We start from the raw sequence: 17,980 nt of genomic DNA, 5'->3' as shown, positions 1-17,980 counted from the left end.
CCCGTCGACCAGGAGCAGGACTTGCTTCGGCTCCTGGACGTCGGAGAACGCAGCAGCAAGGGAGACACCAGATGCGTCACAACGGACGTGCTCCGCTCCAGGCCAGCGCCATGCGGCCCGAGCACCTCAACCTCCGCGACGGCGAACCGGCTTCCGCGGTCTGCCCGGACTGCGAGACCTGGCACCGCCTCACCCGCTCGATGATCCACCCCCACCGCGCCAGCATCACGACTCCGAAGTCCGGCGAGCGCCGCTACTACGGCGACAAGCCGCCCAGGAGCCCTCGCTGCCCGGGAAGCGCGCAGCGCATCACCATCGACCTCACCGTGGAGGAATGGAGTCAGAGGCTGCTCGCCGCGGACAGCACGGCGAGCGGTCGCCGCTCCGCCCGTCAGCACCACAAGCCCATCCCGGCCCCGCCCAAGCCGGTCACCGCGATGGCCCCGCCGGCCCCGAGCGCGGCCGCCGCACTCGACGCCTACCGCAAGCACCTCGCCGAGTGCCGGCCGAAGTGCCGGTGCAGCAACAAGCACCTCAACGGGTGCAAGGCGACGTGCACGTGCTCCAAGAAGTGCTCGACGGAGTGCGCGCAGATCAATGTCGCCCTGCGCTGCGGGCGCACCCGCCGCTGCGTCACCGGGGCTCGCCTGGCTGCCGAGTACGAGCTGCTGAAGCGCGGTCAGGAGCAGCGTGACCGCGTGAGCAAGAAGGAAGCGCGCATCGACGCGCTGATCACCCGGCACCGGTCGGGCGTCGCCGCGCGGAGCGCAGCGACCAAGTGGGCGCAGCACGAGGAGGACACCACCGCCCCGACGGCGCTGGCCAAGCGGTCCGGTACGGCGGTCGAGGAGGCCAACAACACCTGCCGGAGGCGGCCGGCGAACACGGTCTCCGACTACCGCGGCCCGCAGGTACCGGAGAAGCCGGTCCGCATCACCACCTGACCGCGCCCTGTCGTGCACCGCCCCGGCCGGGACGGCGCACGACGGAGTGCGCAGGACGCACTCACGCGACGAACCCCCAGGGATGCCCCTGGGGGTTCTCGCTGGTCACCCTTTCGGAGAGGACGACCCGCATGCACAGCATCCCCCACCCGAGCGTCCAGGACGAGATCGGCCCCCGCCTCCCGGGTGCCATCTACGCGAATGTGGACGGGCGCTTCGAGGTCCTGGCCCTCATCACCAACCCGACGGACGCCGCGCAGCTGCTGCACCGGAACGCCGCTCGATGGGCCCTCATCGTCCGCGACACCCTCCGCCCCGACGGCGCCCCCTTCGTGGTCGGCTCCGTCTGGACGACGTCCGACTACCTGGTCCGCTCCGCCCGGAGCGCGTACGGCCCGGCTGCCTGACCGGCCTGCCACGGTCCCTCTCCCACCCCCGCTGACAGGGGCGGGAGAAGGGCCGTGGCTGGCCGTCCGGCCAGTCACAAGCGACAGCCCCGGAAGGTGAGAGCTCCGGGGCTGTCTTGGTCACAGGATTCGGAGTATCCACATGACCGCAGCGATCATGACACGAAGCGCGGCCCGTACGACAGTGGCCGCGATCAACCCCGAGTACTGGTGCGGCCCGTGCGGTGGCTTCCACGCTGGCGCGTGTGCCAGCGCCGCGCACTGCCAGCTCGGCGACCTGCTGACGCGGATGACCCGTGAGGCCGACAGCCGCGTTCCCGCCGAGCGGCGCGCACGCCGGACGCTCCAGGAGATGCTGCCCGGCTACGAGCGGCAGCCGGTGCTCACCCTGCACCGCCCGGTGATGGCCGACGACGCCTGCCCGCTGTGCCTCCGGTGGAACTGCACAGGCGCCGACTGCCCGCCCGCCTCCGCTGCTCCGGCGCCCGCCACGGCCAGCGGCGGATGGCAGTGCGACACCTGCGGCAACTGGTTCGGCGTCGCCGGGCAACCGGCCGGGCCGGCCATCGCCTGGACGTGCGGCGCCTGCCAGAACCTCGGGTGATGCCGCACCTCATACAGGCGGCCCGGGCCGCGCAGCACCGCGCGGCCCGGGCCGCCGCCCACGTCGGCACCCACCATCCCCTGACCCGACTGCTGCTTGCCGCCGCCGCGGTGGCCGCAGCCGCAGCGTGGGACGCGGGACATCGCGTCGCCGACCTCCACTCCCCCCGCCGGCACCACGAGAGAGCACCACGTGTCTGACCCCGTGTACCAGCGCTACATGGCGGCCCTCGCCGCCTACCAGCACCACCGCACCAACTGCACCAACTCCCTCTGCACGAACGACAGCCGCTGCCCCGAAGGACAGCGACTGTGGCGCCTGTTCATCCAGTCGCAGGACGCCCACATTGCCCGCCTGCGCAGCAAGCGCAGCCGCTGAGCCACCCCGCTCAGCCGACACCGCCACCTCTGTCGGTTGCCTCCCCCGCCCGTCCCGGCCCCACCCCCTGGTGGCCGGTACGGGCGCGGCGAGGGGAGCCGGACAGTGCTCTCAACCTCCTCAGCCCGAACGGAGTTCACCCATGGCCCGCATCACCCGAGCCCGCATGAACCGCGAGGCCGATTAAGAACAAGGCCGCCGCCCGCTCCGACGCGGCCGCCGCCGACGGCGAACGCGCCGCCGCCGACCCGAGCAACAGCGACCACACCCGCGCCTGCGCCGCACGGGCCGCACAGTCCGCCCGCAACCACGCCACGGAGTACCGCGAGATGGCCGCCACGCTGCGCGCCGGGGAGCTCCCGGAGGGCTTCCGCTTCGACTGATCGCCGTCTGACGGCTGCCTGACCCGCCCGGCCCCGTACCTCGCGGTGGCTGGTCCGGGCGCGGTCCAGGGGAGCCGGACAGCCCGGCAAGAAGGAGAACCCAGATGCTGAAGACGATGCGAGCCAGGCGGCGGCACTCCCGACTGATGAGGGTCGCCCTGCACCTGGTCCGAGACGCGGCGGTGCTGTCCTCGGACATGGCCGCACGGGAGCGGATCACTCCGGGGCAGGTCGCCTGCCTGGCTTTCGCCCGCTACCAGCTGCGGATCGACGACGAGGAGGCCGCCGACTACCTGGCCGCCGCCCTGGTCACCCGCGGCTACTCCACTGAGCACCGGCCCGCCACCGCCGTCTGACGGCTGCCTGACCCGTCCGGTCCCTCACCACTCCGGTGAGGGACCGGACGCGGTCCAGGGGAGCCACGCGGCCGCGCTCCGTCCGTCTGCCAGGGGAGGCCCCTGTGTCCCGTCTGATCCCGTTACGCGCGCCCCTGGACGAGTCCGGGCTGGAGCGCAAGCAGCCGGCCGCCGCGGGCGGGCCCGCTGTCCCGCGTCCGCGTACGCCCTCGACTCGCAAAGGAGTACCTGCCATGTCGTCTCTCGACCGCACGTTCCAGATCACGCCCGAGGAAATGCGTGAGATCCACGCCCGGCTCACGCCGCACTTCCCGCCCTACCTGCGCAAGATCGAGCCCCACCCGTACTTCGGGCTGTCGTTCGTCTTCGCGCCGTTCACCGGCCGCGAGGAGGAGCCGTGCACGCCCCGGGCCTTCTACAACGACTCGAAGCTCAGCTACGTCAGGGAGTCGGACAACGAGGCTGAGCACCTGCTGCGGGAAAAGGCCGGCGTCGTGATGGCCAACCTGTACGAGGCGGCCCGCGAGGAGTGGAAGAAGGCCGCCTACGTCGCCGAACTCCGCCGAGTCGTCAGGGACGCCCCGGACCGCTGACGGGCCTACGAGCGGGAGGCGAAGGCGCTGGAGGCGGCCTACGCCTACCTGCGCACCCCCGAGGCGGGCCGGGAATGGCCTGCCGCGATCTCCCGCCTGGTCGACGCGCAGGACGCGACCCGCGCCGCGGCTGCCGCGTTCGACTCGCGCGCGATCGACATCGCTGACGCCCACTACAAGCACCTGTACGCCGACCTGAGCGAGGACCAGTCCCTGGCGAAGGCTGGCTACCCAGAGGCCAAGGACTGGTACGTCGGCGACGGCTTCGGCGGCTACTTCCGCAACGGTCTCGTCGAGAAGGTGGACGACCTCATCAAGCACCAGGACGCCCACCTCGCCAAGGTCGGCCGCCTGTCCGGCACCACCAACTGACCCCCCCACCCCCCCCACCGAGCAGAGAGGAAGAGACGTGCAGAACCTCAAGGAGATGGCCGGCGGCGTGAGGCCGTCGCCGCGCGGGACGGTGCTGGCCGTCCTGGGACTGGTCACACTCGGCGTGGCCATCCTGTCGGTGGCCGTCAGCTACCGCATCCTCCAACCCTCTTTCGGAGCGTGGGCAGTGCCGACCGTCGGCGCGCTGGACGCCCTGTGGGTGGTCTTCCAGGCCACGGAGATCCTGGCGGGCAACAACCGCCGCCGCGCCCGGCGCGTCCAGATCGCAGGCCTCGCCCTGACGGCCGTCAACGCCGCCATCCCGACCGCCCACCTGGTCATGTCCGGGCCCGGCGGATTCGACCTGGCCTACGTCCTGACCCCGGTGGCCATCGTCGGAACCAAAACGGCCTGGTGGTGGGTGCTGCCGTCGCTCGGGCGGAAGGTGTCCGCCAGAACACGGCAGGCCCTCGACACCAAGCGCCAGGAGGTCGACGACCGGCTGGAAGAGATGGAGGCGGAGGCCGCGCACCGGATCGAGCTGCTGGAGCTGGCCACCGAGCTGGAGACGCAGGTGGCCAAGGCAGAGACCAGGTACCGCAGGTCGGTGCTGAAGGCGCAGCAGACCATGACGGCGGACCTGCACGAGCAGGCCGAGGCCACCGAGAAGACCGTCACGGAGAAGACGCTCCCCGCCAGCGTCGCCGCCATCACCCTGCCGGAACTCGGCAAGTGGACGCCGTCCGCGCCCGCCCTGCCCGTCACAGACGACCGTGACGCCACCGGCACACCCCCGCCCGCCCTGCCCCGGGGGCGGCACACCCACGGCACGCAGGTCAACGCGGGCGGAGACGACGAGGCGGCACACAGGGGCGAGCACACCGTCACGCTCGACGAACTGGCCGCCGTCGCGGGTGTGCCGGTCCCCGTGCCGGGTGTGCCGCTGAGCGACGGTCAGATGGGCGTCGTGCTGCGGCACCTGCGCTACTCCGACGACCCGCCGCTGTCCTACCGCAAGGCCCGCGCCGACTACCGCGGCGCCGGCTACGTCGGCAGCGAGGAGCGCGTGCGCCACGTGTGGAGCGAGGTCCTCGCCGCCGAGGGCGGCGAGGAGGCGCCCGAGGACGCCGACGACAGCGAGGACGAGGACGCGGACGCCTGACCACAGGGAGGGCGTCCGCCCCGTTTCGTCCGGCACCACCAGTGAGGGCCAGCCCTGACCAGGGCTGGCCCTTGCTGCGACTGCCGGAAGCAGAAACACGCAGTCGACCAGCGCAGACCCGGCGAGTGACCCGGCGAGCGAACCGCGCGTTCGCAGACCCGAGGGAGCAGACCCGGCGAGTGCTGGAGAACGACCGTAAGGAATCGATCACGGGCGGTTGCGGTCACGCACCGCTCAAGACCAACACAGAGGGAGAGGGGTGTGGGAAAGAAGAAGCAGCAGGCCAGCGACGACATGGCCGGACAAGCAGCAGGCGCCATCGGTGCCCTTGCCATCGCGTTCGGAGTCCTGGCCGCCATCAAGGACAAGACTGGCCTGTCCTGGCCGGCCACTGTCCTGCTCACCGCCGGGGCGCTGGTCGCCCTCGGCTATGGGGCCTGGAAGCTCAGGACGGCCCTTGTACGCCGATTCACGGGCGAGACGCCCACAGATGCGGCCCTGAAGCAGGAGGCGCCCGCACCGTCCCTGGACGGGGAGGCGCTGAGCGCTGAGGAGGTTCCGGCGCACCCGGAACTCACCGCAGCCCTGCGTACGGCCCAGGTCATCGGCAGTGAGCAGGTCATCCGGGCCGACCAGGTCCGCATCGACCCGGTGCAGACCGGCGACCTGTACGACTTCCTGGTCCCCAAGGGCCGCACGTACGAGGACGTCGAGAAGCGCCTGGGCACGGTGGCCGGCATGTTCGGCGTCACCCGTCTGCACATGACGATGGAGCGCAGCCGCGACAACGAACGCCGGGTCAAGCTCCTCAAGCTGCACGAGCCCCCGTTCACCCGCCCCTTCCCGGCACCGACCCGGCAGGAGATCGAGACGTTCGCCGGTGTCCCGTTCGGTCACGACGTGACCGGCCAACTCGCCGGTGTGCCCACCTTCGACAAGGCATCGCTCCTGGTCGCCGGAATGACGCAGATGGGCAAGACCACTCTGGTCAACGGCATCATCACGTGTCTGCTGATCGCGTACGGCGAATTCGAGCTGTACTTGCTCGACGGAAAGTTTTGTGGACTTACCCGATTCGAGCCGATCGCCAGCCGATATGAGTCGTCCGACGATCCGGCCGTGTTCTGGGACATGGTCCGAGAACTCAATGGCCGCTCGGACGACCGCTACGCGAAAATTACGGAAGCCATCCGTAATCGTCAGCCCGTGCCGAAATTCAAGCCGGTCATCTTCATCGTGGATGAGGCGGCCGACTTCTTCGCCTCCGGAGCCACGAACGAAGAAAAGGACCAAGCGCGGCAGATTGCCGAGGACACGCGATCACTGGTCGCCAAGTCGCTGGAATCCGGAATCTCCACGGTTCTCATGACGCAGCGCCCCTCCACAAACGCCATTCCTGTAATGGTGCGCGACCAGTTCCTTTACCGGATGTGCCTCTACGTGGCATCGGCAGGAACGGCAAAGGTTGCCCTCGGTGACACGTACTTCGAAACTGTCGCACCGATCAACCCGGTTCTCCTCGACCCGCACATCAAGGGTCAGGCAGTCCTGTTCGCCAACGGACGATCCACCCTCATCCGGGGTTTCGACTTCGACGACAAATTCGTCTGGGACGTGGTGGACGAGAAGGTCGCCAAGCGTCTGGAATCAATCCCGGAAGAAGGACCGCTCAGGCAAGCCATCGAGCTGATGCGGAGCAAGGGCGTGGACTTTATGACCACACCGGACATGGCGCCCGCTCTTGGAATCCTCGAAGACGACCCCGTCAAACGCGGAAAGAAGCTCAACGAGCTTCTCGGCGGCCCGCCCACGTACAAGAACTCACAGGGGCGCGGCTACCTCCTGAAGGACCTGGTCGCCTTCGCAGGCTCCGGTTCGTGACCGCCACGCACCTCCGCCAGGGCACCGCCACAGCACCGCCATCGACCGCCACGCCACCGCCATACCGCCGCTCCCATGGCGGACCCATGGCGGACCGTTCCGGTCCCATGGCGGTGCCCTGGCGGACCGCCATGGCGGAGGTGACCAGGGATAACACCCCCTGAACCGTGAAGGGAGGGAAAACGCTCTTGAGGACCGCAACAGTCGTCACCATCGGCGTAGGCGCGACCGCGGCCGTCGTCGTGGCCGCGCTCGTGCAGTCGGCCGGCGACAGCCCGGTGAGCACGGCGCTCACCATGGCCGTGCCCGCCGAATACCAGCAGCTCATCGAAAAGGCAGGCACCACCTGCCCGGAAGTCAGCCCGAATCTGCTCGCCGCACTGCTCACACAGGAATCCGGATTCAACCCGAAAGCGCGGAGCCCGGTCGGTGCGCAGGGCATTGCGCAGTTCATGCCGTCCACGTGGGAAACCCACGGAATCGATGGCAACGGCGACGGCAAGCGTGATGTGTGGGACCCCGAAGATGCGATCCCGTCATCCGCAAAGTACCTCTGCACGATCGCCGATGACGTCAAAGACGTTCCCGGCAACAAGCAGAACAACATGCTGGCCGCCTACAACGCGGGAAGCGGCGCCGTCCAGAAATACAACGGCGTCCCGCCCTACAAAGAAACACAGAACTATGTGCGGTCGATCAACGCACTTGCCAACCAGAGCAAGGGCGGCGGCAAAACCGCGACCACCCAGCAGGCTGCCACCGCCATCAACACGGCGAAGCAGATGCTCGGCACCCCCTACTCGTGGGGTGGCGGAGACGTGAACGGTCCCAGTACCGGAACCTGCTGCTCGCCCAGTGGCCGATCCGGAAAATCAACCGTCGGATTCGACTGCTCCGGGCTCACGCTCTACGCCTACGCTAAAGCCGGAATTACTCTGCCCCGCACGGCCGCCGCACAGTACGCGGCATCCGAACACATCGACTGGGGGCAGGTAAGGCCCGGAGACCTCATGTTCTACGGCTCCAGCGGGGCGACCATTCACCACGTCGGCATTTACGTCGGCAATGGCTGGATAATCGACGCCCCTCGCCCCGGAACGCAGGTTCGCTATTCACCCCTGGACACCATGACCGACCTTTTCGCCGTTGGCCGTCCCACCTCGAACACCAACAAGGAGATCTGACCATGCGCAAGTTCAACCTCGCCGCCCCCGTCGACATGTCCAAGGGATTCCAGGACTTCTTCGACACCATCGGCCTGACCGGCGGAGGACTCGTCACCAAGGGCATCGCCGCCGTCATTGCCGTCATCGCCCTGCGGATGCTCCTCCAGCTGTCGGGCGACCCCAAGGGCGCGCTCCGTAAGGGCATGATGGCGGTCGGCACCCTGTTCGTCGCCGTGGTCCTCGCCCTGTACGGCGACACGCTGTTCAGCACGGTCACTGAGGCCAAGGGCTGACCATGGCACTCCGAGCAGACGAAAACCCGTGCAGCCTGCTCAAGGGCCCGGCCAAGGAGTTCTGCGAGCAGGAGAACAACGGCGGCGGCCCCCCTGGTGGCGGGTCGCCCGGCCCCGGCGGAAGCCAAGGGCTCACCGACGGTGCCGCCGGACAGGTCCAGGAGATCGCCAACAATCTGATCCAGAAGATCGTCGACCTGATCGCCCCCAAGGACGCATGGGCGCCCGAAAAGGCCGACAACTGGGTGTACCAGCAGTTCCTGTGGCTGGGACAGCACTTGGCCGTCGCCATCTTCATCTGTGTCGTCGTCGTGTGCGCCCTGACCGCTTGGCAGGGCGTACCGCGCCTGCGACAGATGGGTGCATCGACCGGATGGACCCTCGGGGCAGTCGCTGGCATGGCGTCCGTCCCCGGGGCCGTGGAACTGCTCAACCGGGCCGTGAGCGGCGCGTTCACGGCCATGTTCAACGCCGATCAAGGGACGCTCTTCACGGTCATCCGCGAAGACATGGACAAGGCAGCCGACGCGGACAATCCGCTGTCCGTCCTGCTGATCCTCTCCATGCTCGTCGTTGCCCTCGCCCTCGCGGCGCTGGTCTTCATGACACGCAGCCTCGGCGTCCTGGCCTTCGTCTGCCTGGCTCCCGTAGTGCTGGCGTCGCTGGCACGCGGGGGCGACACGGCAGCAGTCAAGATGTGGGCTCAGCGACTGCTGGGCCTCATGTTCGCGCCCTTCGCCCTGATCCTCGTCAGCCCCTTCGTACAGCTGACCAAGGGCGCGCTCGTCATGGACGCCGTGCTCCTGGTCGCCGCAGACGTCCTCATGCTGCGCATGATCGTGCACGGGGTGCCGTACTTTGGGCCGCGGATGGCCGGCGCCGCCCGGACGCTGGTGGAGCGCAGGACGGATCACCCGCTCGCGCGGGCCGTCGTGCGCGCCGGTGTACCCGACGTCTACGAGCAGGAGACGACACCGCGCGGCCCCCGCACGGTGGACACCCCGCGCCGAGCCATGACGCACGACGGAGGTGTGCTGCTCGGCGCCTACGGCGTCAAGCAGCCTCAGCGGCCGGGGCGGCTGACCACGGCATCGGCTAGCGACAAGGCCGGGCGTGATGCAGTACGCCACGCTCAAATCCGCAAAGCACGACAGGACGCGGTGAGGGCCGCCGGCGGGCCCGCTGCGGGACGCCCCGACCTATCGAATCCGCTGTCCGCTCCCGGATCGGCGCCCGCTTCCGCCGCGCCTTCACAGCCTGTATCCGGGCCCGGATCGACCCCACCGTCGACCCACCCGTAACCCAGCTGACCCCGGCGTGCACCCCTCGGTCGTCCGGGGGGTGCACGCCGGGGCTGCACCCACCCTCAGGAGGATCTGCCGTGTACTCCCTGACGCCCGGCTACCGTGTGCCCGCTCTGCAGCGCGGGCTGAGCCCCGCCGAAACTCTGCTGACGAAAGCGAATGCGGGCCTGGGGGGAGCCATCCTCATGTCGGCGATGCTCACCCCGCCCCCGGTCTGGACGTTCGGCGCAGTCGGCGCTGCCGCTGCGCTGCTCAACGTCGCACCCGGGCCACGCTCGATCGCCCGGTGGGCCGCTGTCGGCTACCGACGCGTGCGGGAGCGCACCGTCCCCGACTCCATGGCCAGCGCGGGAGCGACCACGACGTGGACGCTGTACCCGGAGCACGGCACGATGCAGGACGCGCAGCTGCGCGCTGCCTGGCACGAGGCGTTCTCCCGCGCGCTGGCGTTCGCCGGCGATCAGGCCCGCGGCGCGGGAATCCAAGTCCACGTCACGCACCACGCCCGAGTGGAGGACTACACCGCCCACACACAGACCATTTCCGTCCATGTGCCCAAGGGGCTGACAGGCCAGCCGGCCCGCATCGTGGAGACCCTGGCCCACGAACTCGCCAGTCTCGGCGCACTGACCCCGGTGGAGCCCGAACCGGTCCCCGCCGTATCCGCACGGGGCTCCGGCTGGGTCTGCCTGGACGACGGCAGGTATGCGGCCACCGCACGTATCACCTCCTGGCCCGCCGAGACCGGAGGCGACCTCATGACCCGGCTGCTGCTGGGACAGGGCACCGACCGGACCCTTGCCGTCCTGTACCGGCCGCTGCCGACCAGCCAGTCCCGCCGGTCCGCGAAGTGGCAGCGCGCCGCCAGCGAGGCCTTCACCATGGACAAGGTCAAGGCGGATGCGCAGGACATCGCCAACACCACGACGCACGGCGCGCTCGTCCAGGGCGCCACGCTCGTCGACCTCGACGCCTACATGACGGTGTGGGGTGACAGCCCCGAGGCCGTCACGGACGCCCGGTGGCAGACCTCCCTCATGGCCGACCGGCACCGCATCCGTCTCGACTGGCTCACGGGCCAGCAGCACCGCGCTCACGCGATGACCACCCCGCACGGAGCCTCCACCAGGAAAGGGGCGATCCTCTAATGATCCGCCTGCCCTCCAGCCATGCCGCGATCACGGTGCCACTCGTCGCCTCCAGCACTCGCTTCCCCGGCATCGAGATCGGGCGCAGCCTGCTCGACGGGCGCCCGTTCCACCTCTCCCCCGCCATGGCCGATGACCGGTACCTGCCCTCCACCAACTCTCTCGCCCTGGGTGGCCTCGGCTCGGGCAAGTCGACGACGGCCAAGGTCCGCGCTCGCCGCGAGATCCTCGACCACGGCCACCAGTACGTCGTCGTCGATTCATTCGGTGAGGACAACGCCGGTGAGTGGGCGTCCCTCACCCGCTCGCTCGGCGGTCACGTCATCGAGGCCGGCGCCTTCACGCTGAATCCCGTCTCCGACCTCTTCCCGCCCGAAGTCCGCGAGCAGCTGGTGCGGTCACTGATCGCGGCCGTCGAACCCGGCGCCCTCACGCACCAGGCCACCCACGCTCTCCAGCACGCCCTGAATCACCCCAAAGCCACCTCGCTCACCGGCCTGGTGGATGCCCTGGTGCAGCCGGAAGACGGCAGGTGGCCGACCGAGAAGCTGACCGAATGGGGAGAGGGCGCCGCCATCGCCCTGTCCCGGTACACCGAGGGCTCGCTGCGCGGTCTGTTCGACGGGGACAACGCCAGCCTGCCCGAAACCGACCTGCCCATCACCAGCTTTGACTTCTCCCGGCTGGACCGCAATTCACCGGCCATCCCGTCGCTGATGGCCGCTGTGGCGTGCTGGGCAGAGCACGTGTGGCTGCGGCAGTCGACCGCCACCCACCGGCACCTGGTCCTGGAGGAGGCCTGGCAGATCCTGCTGTCTCCGGCCACCAGCGAACTGATCCAGCGCCTGCTGAAGAACAGCCGCAAGGCCGGCCTGTCACTGGACGTGGTGATGCACACGCTGTCCGACCTCGGCACCGGACCGGCGCAAGACCTGGCCCGCCTGTGCGAAGTCGTCCACGTCGGACGCCTGGGACCCGAGGAGGCGGCAATCGTCGGCGCTCTCCTCAACCTCCCCACCTGGGCGATCGAACGAATTCCAACCCTGGACCCAGGCCAGGCGGTATGGCGGGTCGGTCCGGACTACGTCGACATCGTCCAGACACTGATCAGCGAGGACGAAAGCCGACTCACCGACACCTCATCACGGCGCCGCATGGCACAGCAGGCACTGACCGCAGAGCAGGACACCGCCGTACCCGAGACCACCTCCGACCTCATCGAGGACCAGGAGCACGACCAGGGCCAGGAACACGACCAGGATGACACCGTGCTCGTGGAACTGGAACAGGCCGCCACCGAGGACGACGCCTGGGACTGGGACATGCCCCCCAACGTCGTCGACACCCGCCACCGCGATGCCATCCAGGCCGCGATGGCCGGCCGGTGCACCGAAGCCGCCGACCTCACCGTCCTCGGGGAGCGCACGGACATCCGCACCTACGGCATCAACTCCGACGAAGCCATCTCCTGGCTGTCGACTCGAGCCCGCGTGGCTGAACTCTGCGGCAACCCGGACCAGGCCACACAACTGCGCGCTACGGTCCTGCGCATGGGCAAGAACGTGGAGTGGTTCGAGCAGACTCCAAGCGACGACGACACATCCCCGCAGTGGCACCGCGGGCCCGACCCCGCTACGCCCCCGCCTGCGGCGGCCGAACCAGCCGTGACCACCCGTCGCCGCGCCTGGCCCTACGTTGCTGCCATCGCTGCGCTGTCCATCACCGCAGCAGGCGTCTGGCAGGCCGCCGACACCGAGCAGCACCAAGAAGACCGGAAGGCGAAGGCCGCCGCATACAAGGGACGGTCAGCAACTGAGCTGAACATCGACGGAGTCAAGGCCGACCTCGTCGCGCATTGGAACAGCGACCGCGACCACGTCATCGTGAAGCTGCGGTCGTACGCCGACCGCAACGCGCGATACCTGCGCATCGACGCTTCAGGAGAGAGCGCGCACACAACCCGCGGGGACGACCGTTGGTACCCGAAGGCCCCCGAACTGTCCCTCCCCGTCACCGACCCGCTCGCAGACGTCACCGTACGAGTAGCGATCGGGGGCAAGGACTGGACCGAGGGAGTAAGGGCCGATGCCCGCACCATCCGCTTGTCCCCCACAGGCACGGCGGTCGACGCCGACTCCGGGGAGACGCTGCCCACCGACGTCTGAGACGTTCCGGCCGGCTGATGGGCTCGCATCCAAATGGGGTGCGGGCCCATCAGCGTTCCGCGGCTGACCGCCGGACTCTCTGCCTGGTCCTCGCCCTCTGCGGAGTGCGAGGACCGGACAGGCTGCCCGGCCTGACCAGCACCCAATACCCCCGCAGCACTGCGCCCCGCCGGCCGACCGGCGGGGCGCAGTGCTTCCCGACACCTGGAGGTACTGCTCGTGCTCATCCCCTGCCCGCGCCGCCGCATCGGCCGGCCCCGCCCCACCGTCCCCGGCCCCCGCTACCCGCAGCGCCCCCAGCGCCTGCCCCGCCCCTGGACGCCACGATGACCACCCGCGCCCGACGCGAGCGCCGCCAGGCACTCCCCCGCACACCGCAGGGGCTGCCCGAGTACGACTGGGGAACCGCGCCAACCGACCAGCTCGCCACCCGCCGCCAGCTGCGCGCCGCCGGACTGCGGCCCGGTGGCCACGACCCCGTCGCCATCCTGCGCTGCAAGGCCTGCGCCACGCGTCCCGCCCGGACCTGCACCCGCCCCGCCTACCTGTACCGCGTCGACCTCGCACCGCCGGTACGCCCCATGACCCTCGCGCGGGAGGCCGCCCTCGATGCCGCGATGGCCGCCCGGACCACGTGCCCGGTGTGCCGCCGCCGCTACCACCACGTCCTGCCACTGCGCACCCTCGGCTCCTGCCTGGAGTGCTGGGACGGCACACCCGCCGACCCGGCCACCTACATCGCTGCCCCGGCCGCGCACCAGCTGGCCGCCTGAGCGTCTCCAGGGGTGACGTCCGGGGCGGCGGCAGCATCGGCAGAAGCACGCGACCGCCCCGGACTGCTGCGGTCACGTCCCAGCGACCGCAGCACCTCCAGTGTGCCCGGGCCCCGCCACCGCCCGGTCGGCCCCCACACACAGCAGAGGCGCACCCTCACCAGAGCCTGGACAGCCCGAGGGTGCGCCTCCTCATTCCGCCCGCACGGGCAAGAACGGAGACCATCATGCCTGTTGCCGCCGTCTTACGGCAGAGGCCCCGCACCCTCGTCATCGCGGCCGCGGTGCCGATCGCCCTGGCCGCGCTCGCCGACGACGTCCGCGTCCGCCGGCAGCTGCACGACGCCCGCCGCGACCCGCTGTCGGGCCTGCCCGGCCGACCCGAGCTGCTCGCCCACACCGAGCGCCTGCTGGCCCACGGCGACCGTGACGCCGTCCACGTCCTGCTGCTGGACGGCAACGGCTTCAAGGCCGTCAACGACACCTACGGCCACGCCACCGGTGACGCCGTCATCCGCACCATGGGCCAGCGCCTGGCCCACTGGACGGACCCGCGCCAGGCTCTGGCCGCCCGCCTCGGCGGTGACGAGTTCGCCATGACCGCCGTGCTGGCGCACCAGACGGCCCTGGCGGACATCACCGCGCTGCGCGACCTGATGCAGCAGCCGGTGCACCACGACGGGCAGACGCTGCACCTGACCGTGTCCATGGGCATCGTCCGCGCCGCCGACCTGCCCGGCGAAACCGCTGACCGCCTGCTGCGCGGCGCCGACACCGCCATGTACCGGGTCAAGGAAGGCGCGCAGTTCCCCTACCTGGCCACCACCGCGGACGCTCACGCCCGCACCGTCAACGGCCGCCGCGCGGGCCGCCCCGGCACGCACCTGCCTATCGCATGACACGGGGGCGGGCACAACCGGTCGCCCGGCGGCCAGCTGAAGCCACCCGATTCGGCTGGACAACCGCCGTCCTTGCGGGCGGCGGTCCCACCCACTCAACTGGTCAAAGTGGCCTGGTGGAAGTACATCCGCCAGCCCGTCTTCGTCAGACGCCACACAGAACTCCGCCATGCCCGACGGCCCTGGTTGTCGGCGAAGTACGTCAGATGAACGATGCCCGGAGCGAGGACGACTCCCACCATCTCACTGACCTTGACCGGAGACTCCAGAGACACCGAGCCGCCGCTCGTCACCGTGAGGATCGACTCGACGTCCCACCGGCGCCCAGAAGCCCCGAACTCGATGAACCCCGGATCCAGCAGCTCCAGGACACGGGCCGGGGAAGCACGCACCTCGGGATCGAGAAGCCGCATCTCCCCATCGATGGCCGCCTGCACGGCCCGCTCACTCTCACCTGTCACGCGCAAACCCTACGTACGCTGCTTGCCAAGACACAGTGAATTGATCACTCGCCGCGACGACGGCACGGCGCTGCCGTCAAAACTCGCGAACATCTCTCGGCTGAATGATCACCAACTGCCACCGCAACTCATGCACAAGCGCTGCCGCCAGACGTGAACAAAGCCACTGCGCCCTGTGCGACGCCCTTGCCCACCTGATCTCGCACGCCGGCGAGTACGTCCACAAGGTCTGCGCAGAGGCCTGGCTCACCGAGCACCCCCTCGAAGCACGCCGGGGCCGGTTCGTGTCCGACGCCTAGCGACACCCGCGCCCCGGCCCCGGTGGCGCCTCTGGACGCCCCGCACCCACGGAAGACCAACTCACCGATCCCACGAGAGGACAACCCCTCATGAGCATGGCTGCGTTGCCCAAGGGCGACTGGATCCGCGGCCTCAGCGTCAAGCAGCCCTACGCGGCCGCCATCCTCACCGGCGCCAAGCCGGTGGAGAACCGCCCGCGGCCCTGGAGGCCGGGATGGGTGCTGCTGCACGCCAGCAAGACCATCGACCAGTCTGCGCTGCGCGTCCCGCTCGTCAGCCGTGCGATCCACGGCCGTGAGCTGGTGACCGGCGCCGTGCTCGGCGTCGCCCGAATCACCGACTGCCACCAGGACGCCGGCCGGTCCGCCCCGTGTTCGGAATGGGCACACCTCGGGGCCTGGCATCTCGTGCTCGGCGACGTCCAGGAGCTGCCTCTGCCCGTCCCCGCGCGCGGCCAGGTCGTGCCCTGGAAGCCGTCACCGGACCTGATCCGGCGGGTGTTCCAGCAGCTGCCCGACTTCCAGCCGTGAGCACTCACCACGGCTCCGTCCACACCGCTTCAGGAGCGCCGTGCCCGGCCGGGCACGGCGCTTCACCGCTTCCGCACCACGAGCAGGAAGGCCTGACCGTCCGATGATCCGTCACATGTTCCGCCGCTGTGGCCACGCCCCCGGGCGCCTGTCCCCCGAGGACCAGGCCGCCGTCGACGCGTTCCGCGCGATGCTCGCCGCCCTGCGCTCCCCGGAGCCCTGGACCCCGGGCAGCGCGCGCGACATCGCCCTGCGGGTCGGCCCGTTCATCGAGCGCGCCCACCCCCGACCCGGCGACGACCACGGCCCCGACCTCATCGCCGTCGCCCTCCAGGACCCGGGCGGCCCGTACCCCCTCTACGGCGCCCGCCGCTGGACGCGGGGATGGCTGCGCTGCGAGACACGGAAGATCCTCGGCACGTGGAACCCGGCCTACGCACCCCTCACCCACGCCGCGGCCGGCCTCGACCTGCCCGACGACGTCGGCATGACCCCCGCGCACTACGCCCTCTACATCGAGGCCCGCCGCCGCGACGACAGCCTCGACGGCTACACCCTGCTGCGCCTCGGCCCGTACACCCAGACCCGGCACGCGCAGCGGGACCACGACCGGCTCACCGCCGCGCTGGACGAACGGGAGACCACCCTCGTGCCCGGCTACCGCATCTCCGCACGGTTCGGGCCTCTGGTCGTGAGCGACCACCGGCTGTACGCCGACCCGTACCAGACCGACGCCGTCGCGCTCCTGGCCGCCGCCCTTCAAGGAGCGACCGCATGACCACTGTCCCCGAGTCCATCGTCGACAAGAACCTCGACGCCGCGTGCGCGGCCGTCACGGGCGAGATCAGCCGCACGGACGCCAAGGCCTCCCTGCTGCTGGCCTTCAACGGCGCGGCATTGGCCGGCATTGCCTCCCTCGCCGGCCGTGACTTGCCCACCGCAGCCAAAGCCGTCGGAGCACTCGCCGTCCTCGTCCTGGGCACCGCCGCGGTGCTGCTGCTCCTGGTCGTGAGGCCCAACCTGCGAGGCGACGACCGCGCGAGCTTCCCCTACTGGGCACGCCTGACCGACGACGACACCGTCCGGGCCTCCATGGACAGCGACACCCGCGCCGCCCGCATCCGCGTCCTATCGGCCATCGCCGTCACCAAGTTCGCCATGCTGCGACGCGCCATCGACTGCACCCTGGCGGCCCTCGCCCTGCTCGTCCTGGCCGCCATGGTCGCCCTGCTGTAACCGGCCTCCCCGTGGGACGGCCGACAGCTCTGCACGAACCGGCGCTCTCCGTGAGGCCTCGCAGCCGGGACAGTCCGGCTGTGAGGCCTCACGGTGTCCGCCCGGTCACCCGGACCAGGCGACCACCCTCCCCTGGAGGTCCCCATGCCCCTCACCCGACAGACCCTCAAGGACGTCGCCACCGCCTGCCTGGGCGGGCGCCGCGCCTACACCGACGCCACCGAGGTCGCCGCCGTGCTCGACGCGCAGACCGAGACCGCCTACCGCCAGGCCACTGACTCAGGCCTGGTGATCAGGCGGCACGACAGCGCCCTCGTCATGCAGCCCGACGTACTGGACATCCGCGGTCGCGTCCTGGCTGACACGTTCCACCTGGAGAACCTGCTGGACGGCGCCCGCACCTACGGCATGCCGACCGAACTGGTCCAGCGACTGGAGGCCGCCGTCAGGCACGGCCTTGAGCTGTCCGGGCACCTGGCTGACACCGCTCGCGCTACCGCCGACGCGCACCTCGCCGGTCACTGAGAGATCTGGGCCGCAGACACCCGACATCGGCCGTCGTCCATCGCAAAGGGCCCCTGCCATCCGGTCTCCGGATGGCAGGGGCCCTTTCGCTTTTCTGGCC

General features: G+C 70.1%; 21 protein-coding genes. 20 read left to right on the top strand and 1 reads right to left on the bottom strand.

Annotated features, from left to right (window positions below):
* Window positions 1-71 precede the first annotated feature (71 nt).
* From AC07FV_RS34210 to AC07FV_RS34135, 16 genes are all read left to right on the top strand, one after another.
* Window positions 72-944 (top strand): hypothetical protein, encoded by an 873-nt coding sequence (locus AC07FV_RS34210; RefSeq protein ID WP_479091611.1) that lies wholly within the window; start codon window positions 72-74, stop codon window positions 942-944.
* Window positions 945-1,075: 131 nt separating this feature from the next.
* Entirely contained in the window at window positions 1,076-1,351 is a 276-nt protein-coding gene (locus AC07FV_RS34205; protein ID WP_479091610.1) for a hypothetical protein, read from the top strand.
* 142 nt (window positions 1,352-1,493) lie between these two features.
* Window positions 1,494-1,955: a hypothetical protein gene (locus tag AC07FV_RS34200; protein WP_479091609.1), complete on the top strand. Its 462-nt coding sequence runs from the start codon at window positions 1,494-1,496 to the stop codon at window positions 1,953-1,955.
* Window positions 1,955-2,155: a hypothetical protein gene (locus AC07FV_RS34195; RefSeq protein WP_467810328.1), complete on the top strand. Its 201-nt coding sequence runs from the start codon at window positions 1,955-1,957 to the stop codon at window positions 2,153-2,155. Before AC07FV_RS34200 ends, AC07FV_RS34195 begins: the two co-directional genes overlap by 1 nt.
* The gene (locus AC07FV_RS34190) at window positions 2,148-2,333 is read left to right on the top strand and encodes a hypothetical protein (RefSeq protein ID WP_479091607.1); all 186 of its coding nucleotides are present in this window, start codon (window positions 2,148-2,150) and stop codon (window positions 2,331-2,333) included. The genes AC07FV_RS34195 and AC07FV_RS34190 overlap by 8 nt, the downstream gene beginning before the upstream one ends.
* Before the next feature lie 487 nt (window positions 2,334-2,820).
* A complete protein-coding gene (locus AC07FV_RS34185) occupies window positions 2,821-3,072 on the top strand; it encodes a hypothetical protein (protein ID WP_479091606.1) in 252 nt (83 codons plus the stop codon).
* A gap of 233 nt (window positions 3,073-3,305) precedes the next feature.
* Window positions 3,306-3,665, top strand: coding sequence for a hypothetical protein (locus tag AC07FV_RS34180; protein WP_479091604.1), 360 nt, complete (start codon window positions 3,306-3,308; stop codon window positions 3,663-3,665).
* 409 nt (window positions 3,666-4,074) lie between these two features.
* Complete coding sequence (locus tag AC07FV_RS34175; protein WP_479091603.1) at window positions 4,075-5,199, top strand: hypothetical protein; 1,125 nt, start codon at window positions 4,075-4,077, stop codon at window positions 5,197-5,199.
* A 261-nt stretch (window positions 5,200-5,460) separates the two neighbouring features.
* Window positions 5,461-7,080, top strand: a complete 1,620-nt coding sequence (locus AC07FV_RS34170) for an FtsK/SpoIIIE domain-containing protein (protein WP_479091602.1) — start codon at window positions 5,461-5,463, stop codon at window positions 7,078-7,080.
* A 188-nt stretch (window positions 7,081-7,268) separates the two neighbouring features.
* On the top strand, window positions 7,269-8,264 hold the full coding sequence (locus AC07FV_RS34165) for a C40 family peptidase (RefSeq protein ID WP_479091601.1): 996 nt from the start codon (window positions 7,269-7,271) through the stop codon (window positions 8,262-8,264).
* 2 nt (window positions 8,265-8,266) lie between these two features.
* A complete protein-coding gene (locus AC07FV_RS34160) occupies window positions 8,267-8,539 on the top strand; it encodes a hypothetical protein (RefSeq protein ID WP_479091600.1) in 273 nt (90 codons plus the stop codon).
* Window positions 8,540-8,541: 2 nt separating this feature from the next.
* A complete protein-coding gene (locus AC07FV_RS34155; RefSeq protein ID WP_479091599.1) occupies window positions 8,542-9,840 on the top strand; it encodes a hypothetical protein in 1,299 nt (432 codons plus the stop codon).
* A gap of 188 nt (window positions 9,841-10,028) precedes the next feature.
* Window positions 10,029-10,991, top strand: a complete 963-nt coding sequence (locus AC07FV_RS34150; RefSeq protein ID WP_479091598.1) for a hypothetical protein — start codon at window positions 10,029-10,031, stop codon at window positions 10,989-10,991.
* Entirely contained in the window at window positions 10,991-13,156 is a 2,166-nt protein-coding gene (locus tag AC07FV_RS34145) for a hypothetical protein (RefSeq protein WP_479091597.1), read from the top strand. The genes AC07FV_RS34150 and AC07FV_RS34145 overlap by 1 nt, the downstream gene beginning before the upstream one ends.
* 326 nt (window positions 13,157-13,482) lie before the next feature.
* Window positions 13,483-13,929: an RRQRL motif-containing zinc-binding protein gene (locus AC07FV_RS34140; protein WP_479091596.1), complete on the top strand. Its 447-nt coding sequence runs from the start codon at window positions 13,483-13,485 to the stop codon at window positions 13,927-13,929.
* A gap of 227 nt (window positions 13,930-14,156) precedes the next feature.
* On the top strand, window positions 14,157-14,828 hold the full coding sequence (locus AC07FV_RS34135) for a GGDEF domain-containing protein (protein ID WP_479091595.1): 672 nt from the start codon (window positions 14,157-14,159) through the stop codon (window positions 14,826-14,828).
* A 95-nt stretch (window positions 14,829-14,923) separates the two neighbouring features.
* On the opposite strand, the gene AC07FV_RS34130 is transcribed toward AC07FV_RS34135, so the two are convergent.
* Window positions 14,924-15,265, bottom strand: coding sequence for a nuclear transport factor 2 family protein (locus AC07FV_RS34130; protein WP_479091631.1), 342 nt, complete (start codon window positions 15,263-15,265; stop codon window positions 14,924-14,926).
* Window positions 15,266-15,678: 413 nt separating this feature from the next.
* Between AC07FV_RS34130 and AC07FV_RS34125 the strand changes: the two genes are divergently transcribed.
* The 4 genes from AC07FV_RS34125 to AC07FV_RS34110 all read left to right on the top strand — a co-directional run bounded on the left by AC07FV_RS34125 (window position 15,679) and on the right by AC07FV_RS34110 (window position 17,880).
* Window positions 15,679-16,119, top strand: a complete 441-nt coding sequence (locus AC07FV_RS34125) for an ASCH domain-containing protein (protein WP_479091594.1) — start codon at window positions 15,679-15,681, stop codon at window positions 16,117-16,119.
* Between the two features lie 115 nt (window positions 16,120-16,234).
* Window positions 16,235-16,897 carry a hypothetical protein gene (locus AC07FV_RS34120; RefSeq protein ID WP_479091593.1) on the top strand — a complete coding sequence of 221 codons (663 nt, stop codon included), beginning with the start codon at window positions 16,235-16,237 and terminating at the stop codon, window positions 16,895-16,897.
* Window positions 16,894-17,355 (top strand): Pycsar system effector family protein, encoded by a 462-nt coding sequence (locus AC07FV_RS34115; RefSeq protein WP_479091592.1) that lies wholly within the window; start codon window positions 16,894-16,896, stop codon window positions 17,353-17,355. Before AC07FV_RS34120 ends, AC07FV_RS34115 begins: the two co-directional genes overlap by 4 nt.
* Window positions 17,356-17,499: 144 nt before the next feature.
* Window positions 17,500-17,880 (top strand): hypothetical protein, encoded by a 381-nt coding sequence (locus tag AC07FV_RS34110; RefSeq protein ID WP_479091591.1) that lies wholly within the window; start codon window positions 17,500-17,502, stop codon window positions 17,878-17,880.
* The last annotated feature ends 100 nt before the right edge of the window (window positions 17,881-17,980 follow it).

This window comes from Streptomyces sp. NPDC045956 (assembly GCF_056430705.1).
Note: the sequence above shows the minus strand (reverse complement) of the source record. Positions and strands in the feature narration are given on the sequence as shown.